At 67.6% G+C, this 6,384-nt stretch carries 7 protein-coding genes; 5 read left to right on the forward strand and 2 right to left on the reverse strand.

Features of this window, described 5'->3' with window-relative positions; translation table 11 throughout:
- Window positions 1–5: 5 nt before the first annotated feature.
- Together dapB and ABT001_RS13870 are read left to right on the forward strand one after the other, a co-directional pair.
- Window positions 6–758 (forward strand): 4-hydroxy-tetrahydrodipicolinate reductase, encoded by a 753-nt coding sequence (gene dapB, locus ABT001_RS13865; protein WP_351276359.1) that lies wholly within the window; start codon window positions 6–8, stop codon window positions 756–758.
- Between the two features lie 14 nt (window positions 759–772).
- Window positions 773–1,225, forward strand: coding sequence for a tetratricopeptide repeat protein (locus ABT001_RS13870; RefSeq protein WP_351276361.1), 453 nt, complete (start codon window positions 773–775; stop codon window positions 1,223–1,225).
- 57 nt (window positions 1,226–1,282) lie between these two features.
- On the opposite strand, the gene ABT001_RS13875 is transcribed toward ABT001_RS13870, so the two are convergent.
- Window positions 1,283–1,834, reverse strand: coding sequence for an SCO5741 family PH domain-containing membrane protein (locus tag ABT001_RS13875; RefSeq protein ID WP_351276363.1), 552 nt, complete (start codon window positions 1,832–1,834; stop codon window positions 1,283–1,285).
- 93 nt (window positions 1,835–1,927) lie between these two features.
- Window positions 1,928–2,167: a hypothetical protein gene (locus ABT001_RS13880; RefSeq protein ID WP_351276365.1), complete on the reverse strand. Its 240-nt coding sequence runs from the start codon at window positions 2,165–2,167 to the stop codon at window positions 1,928–1,930.
- 175 nt (window positions 2,168–2,342) lie between these two features.
- Here ABT001_RS13880 and thyX point away from each other — a divergent pair, with 175 nt between their 5' ends.
- The 3 genes from thyX to ABT001_RS13895 all read left to right on the forward strand — a co-directional run bounded on the left by thyX (window position 2,343) and on the right by ABT001_RS13895 (window position 5,947).
- Entirely contained in the window at window positions 2,343–3,080 is a 738-nt protein-coding gene (gene thyX, locus ABT001_RS13885; RefSeq protein ID WP_351276367.1) for an FAD-dependent thymidylate synthase, read from the forward strand.
- A 151-nt stretch (window positions 3,081–3,231) separates the two neighbouring features.
- Window positions 3,232–4,131 (forward strand): 4-hydroxy-tetrahydrodipicolinate synthase, encoded by a 900-nt coding sequence (gene dapA, locus ABT001_RS13890; protein ID WP_351276369.1) that lies wholly within the window; start codon window positions 3,232–3,234, stop codon window positions 4,129–4,131.
- Between the two features lie 130 nt (window positions 4,132–4,261).
- A complete protein-coding gene (locus tag ABT001_RS13895) occupies window positions 4,262–5,947 on the forward strand; it encodes a ribonuclease J (RefSeq protein ID WP_351276371.1) in 1,686 nt (561 codons plus the stop codon).
- Window positions 5,948–6,384 lie beyond the last annotated feature (437 nt).

Genomic DNA, 6,384 nt, shown 5'->3' on the forward strand with positions numbered 1-6,384 from the left:
AGCACATGAGCAAGTTGCGCGTAGCCGTTCTCGGCGCCAAGGGACGCATCGGTTCCGAGGCGGCACGAGCCGTGGAGGCCGCCGACGACATGGAGCTGGTGGCCGCGCTCGGCCGCGGCGACACGCTGGAGACCCTGAAGGAGACCGGCGCCCAGGCGGTCGTCGAGCTGACCACACCCGCGTCGGTGATGGACAACCTCGACTTCTGCGTACGGCACGGGATCCACGCGGTCGTCGGCACCACGGGCTGGACCGACGAACGGCTCGCGCAGCTGAACACCTGGCTCTCCGGTTCGCCGGGGACCGGTGTGCTCATCGCGCCGAACTTCTCCATCGGCGCGGTCCTCACGATGAGGTTCGCGGAACAGGCCGCCCGCTACTTCGAGTCCGTCGAGGTCATCGAGCTGCACCATCCGAACAAGGCCGACGCCCCCTCCGGTACGGCCACCCGCACCGCACAGCTCATCGCCGCGGCCCGTGAGAGGGCCGGTGCGGCTCCGCAGCCCGACGCCACCGTCACGGCGCTGGACGGTGCGCGCGGCGCGGACGTCGACGGGATCCCGGTCCACTCGGTCCGGCTCCGCGGCCTCCTCGCCCACCAGGAGGTCCTGCTCGGCAGCGAGGGGGAGACCCTCACCATCCGTCACGACTCCCTGCACCACAGCAGCTTCATGCCGGGCATCCTGCTCGGCACCCGCCGCGTGGTGACCACTCCCGGCCTCACCTTCGGCCTGGAACACTTCCTCGACCTGAACTGACTGGGCCCAACCCCATGCGCGCAAAGCTCACCTACGCCGTCACCGCCGCCGTCCTGGTCTTCTACTTCGTCCTGGCCGGCAGCCGGGGCCTCATGCTCATCCGGCACGGCACCCTGCTCACGGTCACCTTCGGCGTCGCGGTACTGATCCTGCCGGTGATCGGGATCTGGTTCCTCTGGAAGAACACCCAGTTCGTCCGCAGGGCCAACGCCCTTGCGGCCGAGCTGGACGCGGAGGGCGGTCTCCCCGTCGACGAGCTGCTGCGCACCCCGTCCGGACGCATCGACCGCGATTCCGCCGACGCCGTGTTCACGCGGCGCCGTGAGGAGACCGAGGACAGCCCGGACGACTGGCGCTGCTGGTTCCGGCTGGCGGTCGCCTACCAGGACGCGAGGGACACCCCACGCGCCCGTAAGGCGATGCAGCGTGCCATCGCCCTGCACGCGAACAAGCCGGTACGCGCCTGAGCGGCGCCGTACCGGCTTGTGCGTGTTCTCCGCGGCCCCTTCCGGGGCCTTCTGCCGTCAGCCCGTGCGGTACTCGGCGTCCCACGCCTCGATCGAGTCCGTGGCGCGCTCGAACGCCTCCGCGCGGGCCAGGAAGTCCCCGTTGTGGTCGGTGACCAGGGGCGGCAGCGGCTCGCCGCTCCTGCGCACCACGATCAGGGCCTGTCCCTGGACGGTCCGCGGGAGGCCGAGCCACTTCACCGGCTGCTGCACCGTGCGCACCGTGGCGGCGTCCTGCCACCGCACGGTGGTCGTACGGAAGAAGCCCACGCGGCGCACGCCGTGCCGGCTCACCCAGGCACCGACCCGCAGGAGCCGAAGCGCACCCACGATCATGATGCCGGCGATGACGAAGCACGCGGAGGCACCGGACAGTGACCCGGCGAACGTGATGATCATCGCGGCGAGCAGCACGAAGGACGCCAGGAGCAGCAGGGTGGCTGCTGCCGCGACGCGCCACGGGCCGGGTCGGTAGGGTCGCCGCCAGCTGTCATGGTCGTCGAACGGCAGTGCGATGTCCTCTGCGTCCGCGTCGAATGCGCGGTCGGCCGTCAGGAAGGGCAGGGGCACGACTGATCCTCACTCACAAGCACGCTCGATTGCTGTGCCCGGTGAGGCTACCGAGCAGCCCTCCGGCCGACCACCCCAGGGGGTCCGTACGGGTCAGCGGTGCCGGGAGGCCTCGGACGTCTGGCCGTGGGACGGCGTCCGGTCGGTGTCGAGCGCGGGCAGGCCGAGAAGCAGCGATCCGGCGAAGCCGGCGACCAGCGTCAGACCTACGAGGCAATGAGCGGCCAGCTGCGAGCGGCTGGCACGCCGGCGGGGAGGCGGGGTGACATTACTGCGGAATCGGTCGGACTCGGCGACGAACGAGAACGGGACGGATTCACGCCGGCGGAACATGAGGAAACTCTCCTTGAACTCTGTGACGGGTGCTGCTAATGAGTCAGACGTACGAGAGGCCCGATCGGTGCCCCGAATCGCCGAACCCGTCCAAGATTTCCCGCTGACGGATGCCGCCCCCGAGGCCCGTAGAGTGGACGCCGCCCGAGCGACGCCATTGGAAGGACCCCCGCCGGTGACCGACACCCCCGAGCCCACGAAGGCCCACTTCCGCAGCGATGTCACCGTTGACCTGGTGAAATCAGCGGCCAGCGACTCCGACGTGCTGTTCGCAGCCCGCGTGTCCACGGCCGGGGAGCAGTCCCTGGAAGAGGTCACCAAGGACCCCGAGCGTTCCAAGGGCCTCATCAATTACCTGATGCGGGACCGGCACGGCAGCCCGTTCGAGCACAACTCGATGACCTTCTTCATCAGCGCCCCGATCTTCGTGTTCCGCGAGTTCATGCGGCACCGCGTGGGCTGGTCGTACAACGAGGAATCGGGCCGTTACAGGGAGCTCGAGCCGGTCTTCTACGTACCGGGGGAGTCCCGCAAGCTCATCCAGCAGGGCCGCCCCGGCAAGTACGAATTCGTCGAGGGAACCCCCGAGCAGCACCAGCTCACGAGCCGCGCCATGGAGGACTCGTACCGCCAGGCGTACGACGCCTACCAGGAGATGCTCGCGGCCGGGGTCGCCCGCGAGGTCGCCCGCGCGGTGCTCCCCGTCGGCCTGTTCTCCACGATGTACGCCACCTGCAACGCCCGCTCGCTCATGCACTTCCTGGGCCTGCGCACCCAGCACGAACTGGCCAAGGTGCCGTCCTTCCCGCAGCGCGAGATCGAGATGGTCGGCGAGCAGATGGAACAGCACTGGCAGACCCTGATGCCGCTCACTCATGCCGCCTTCAACAAAAATGGACGGGTAGCCCCATAGGCAGTGTCCGTATTGCGGCGTTTCATGAAGTTCATCTAGGCTGATCAAACGGACCCGGCACTGCTTGAACCCCCGAGCAGGCAGTGCCGGGCTCCTCTTCCTCGTCCCCCGAGGGAGCGCGGCGCGTCGAGCAACGAGTAGCGTGTTACCCATGGCTCCGATCTCCACTCCGCAGACCCCCTTCGGGCGGGTCCTCACCGCGATGGTCACGCCCTTTACGGCGGACGGCGCACTCGACCTCGACGGCGCCCAGCGGCTCGCCACCCATCTGGTGGACGCAGGCAATGACGGCCTGGTCGTCAACGGCACCACGGGCGAGTCCCCGACCACCAGCGACGCGGAGAAAGACCAGCTCGTACGGGCTGTGCTGGAAGCCGTAGGAGACCGTGCCCACGTCGTCGCCGGCGTCGGCACCAACGACACGCGGCACAGCATCGAGCTGGCCCGTACCGCCGAGCGCACCGGCGCCCACGGCCTCCTCGCCGTCACGCCGTACTACAACAAGCCGCCGCAGGAGGGCCTCCTGCGGCACTTCAACGCCATCGCGGATTCCACCGGACTCCCGGTGATGCTGTACGACATTCCCGGCCGCAGCGGTGTGCCGATCGACACAGAGACGCTCGTGCGACTCGCCGAGCACCCCAGGATCGTCGCAAACAAGGACGCCAAGGGAGACCTGGGCCGGTCCAGCTGGGCCATCGCCCAGTCCGGCCTCGCCTGGTACTCCGGCGACGACATGCTCAACCTTCCGCTCCTCTCGGTCGGCGCCGTCGGGTTCGTCTCCGTCGTCGGCCATGTCGTCACCCCGGAGCTGAGGGCCCTCATCGAGGCGTATCTCGGCGGCGACGTACAGAAGGCCACGGAGATCCACCAGAAGCTGCTCCCGGTCTTCACCGGGATGTTCCGCACCCAGGGTGTGATCACTGCCAAGGCCGCGCTCACCCTGCAGGGCCTGCCCGCCGGTCCGCTGCGCCTGCCCCTCGTGGAACTCACCGCGCAGGAGACGGCCCAGCTCAAGATCGATCTTGCCGCCGGTGGGGTACAGCTCTAACCACGGACTTCACAACTGAATACGCGAGGACACTCGCGGCGGAAACACCACCTGACAACAGCAAGTGCACGAATGACATGCGCGCCACGTGCCCTCAGCGGTACGTGGCGCGCGTGGTAAGGAGAGTCTTTTGAGTCATCCGCATCCTGAACTCGGTACCCCGCCGAAGCTCCCCAAGGGCGGCCTTCGGGTCACCCCGCTGGGCGGCCTGGGCGAAATCGGCCGCAACATGACGGTCTTCGAGTACGGCGGCCGTCTGCTCATCGTCGACTGCGGTGTGCTCTTCCCCGAGGAGGAGCAGCCCGGCATCGACCTGATCCTGCCGGACTTCACCACCATCCGGGACCGCCTGGACGACGTCGAGGGCATCGTCCTCACGCACGGCCACGAGGACCACATCGGCGCCGTCCCGTACCTGCTCCGGCTGAAGCCGGACATCCCCCTCATCGGCTCCAAGCTGACCCTCGCGCTCATCGAGGCCAAGCTCCAGGAGCACCGGATCCGTCCCTACACCCTCGAGGTGACCGAGGGACAGCGTGAGCGCATCGGTGTGTTCGACTGCGAGTTCATCGCGGTCAACCACTCCATCCCGGACGCCCTCGCGGTCGCCATCCGCACCCCTGCGGGCATGGCCGTCGTGACCGGTGACTTCAAGATGGACCAGCTCCCGCTGGACGGCCGTCTCACCGACCTGCACGCCTTCGCGCGGCTGAGCGAGGAAGGCATCGACCTTCTTCTCTCCGACTCGACGAACGCCGAGGTCCCCGGGTTCGTCCCACCGGAGAAGGACATCTCCAACGTCCTGCGCACGGTGTTCGCCAACGCGCAGAAGCGCATCATCGTGGCCAGCTTCGCCAGCCACGTCCACCGCATCCAGCAGATCCTGGACGCCGCTCACGAGTACGGCCGCAGGGTCGCCTTCGTCGGCCGGTCCATGGTCCGCAACATGGGGATCGCCCGTGACCTGGGCTATCTGAAGGTTCCCGCAGGGCTGGTCGTCGACGTCAAGACCCTCGACGACCTGCCCGACGACGAGGTCGTGCTCGTCTGCACGGGCTCCCAGGGCGAGCCGATGGCCGCTCTCTCCCGTATGGCCAACCGGGACCACCAGATCCGGATCGTCCCGGGCGACACGGTGATCCTGGCGTCCTCCCTGATCCCCGGCAACGAGAACGCGGTCTACCGCGTGATCAACGGTCTGACCCGCTGGGGCGCCCACGTCGTCCACAAGGGCAACGCGAAGGTCCACGTCTCGGGTCACGCCTCGGCCGGCGAACTGCTGTACTTCTACAACATCTGCAAGCCGAAGAACCTGATGCCGGTGCACGGCGAGTGGCGCCATCTCAGGGCCAACGCCGAACTCGGTGCACTGACCGGAGTGCCGAAGGACCACATCGTCATCGCCGAGGACGGCGTCGTCGTCGACCTCGTCGACGGCAGGGCGAAGATCGTCGGCAAGGTCCAGGCCGGTTACGTGTACGTGGACGGCCTCTCGGTCGGCGACGTCACGGAGACATCCCTGAAGGACCGCCGCATTCTCGGCGACGAGGGGATCATCTCGGTCTTCATCGTGGTCGACAGTTCGTCCGGCAAGATCGTGGGCGGTCCGCATATCCAGGCCCGCGGCTCCGGCATCGACGACGGTGCTTTCACCGCGGTGGTGCCCAAGGTCGAGGACGCCCTGAACAAGTCGGCGCAGGACGGGGTGATGGAGCCGCACCAGCTCCAGCAGCTCGTGCGGCGCACGGTGGGGAAGTGGGTGTCGGACACCTACCGCCGGCGTCCGATGATCCTTCCGGTCGTCGTCGAGGTCTGACCCGACGGCCGCCGTCAGGCCACCAACCAGGAGCGGGGCGCCTCGATTTGCATCGAGGCGCCCCGCTCCAGTACGTTTGCCATTCCGCCTGAACGGGAAGCACCCCGCGCACCTGTGCGCCAGGAGCCCCTCGATGAGGCGGGAAATTCGACTCAGAACCTCTGATAAAGTCGGATCAGCCGAAAGGCAAAGACCACTCCACAGGTCGCCGGAATCAAATTCGGACCGGAAACGGAACGAAAAAGAGTCTGGTAAAGTTGGAACCGCCGGAAAGGGAAACGCGGAAGCGAAGAACTGGAAAGCGCGGCAGTGAATTAGCTGTCGAGCAGGAACCCGCTTCGGCCGGGAATCGGACACGAAAGAGTCTGATAGAGTCGGAAACGCAAGAACGAAGGGAAGCGCCCGGAGGGCCCCGGTGAAACGGGACCGAAGGAAGC

Origin of the sequence: Streptomyces sp. NPDC002793, from assembly GCF_040295485.1 — a bacterium.
Lineage (GTDB): Bacteria > Actinomycetota > Actinomycetes > Streptomycetales > Streptomycetaceae > Streptomyces.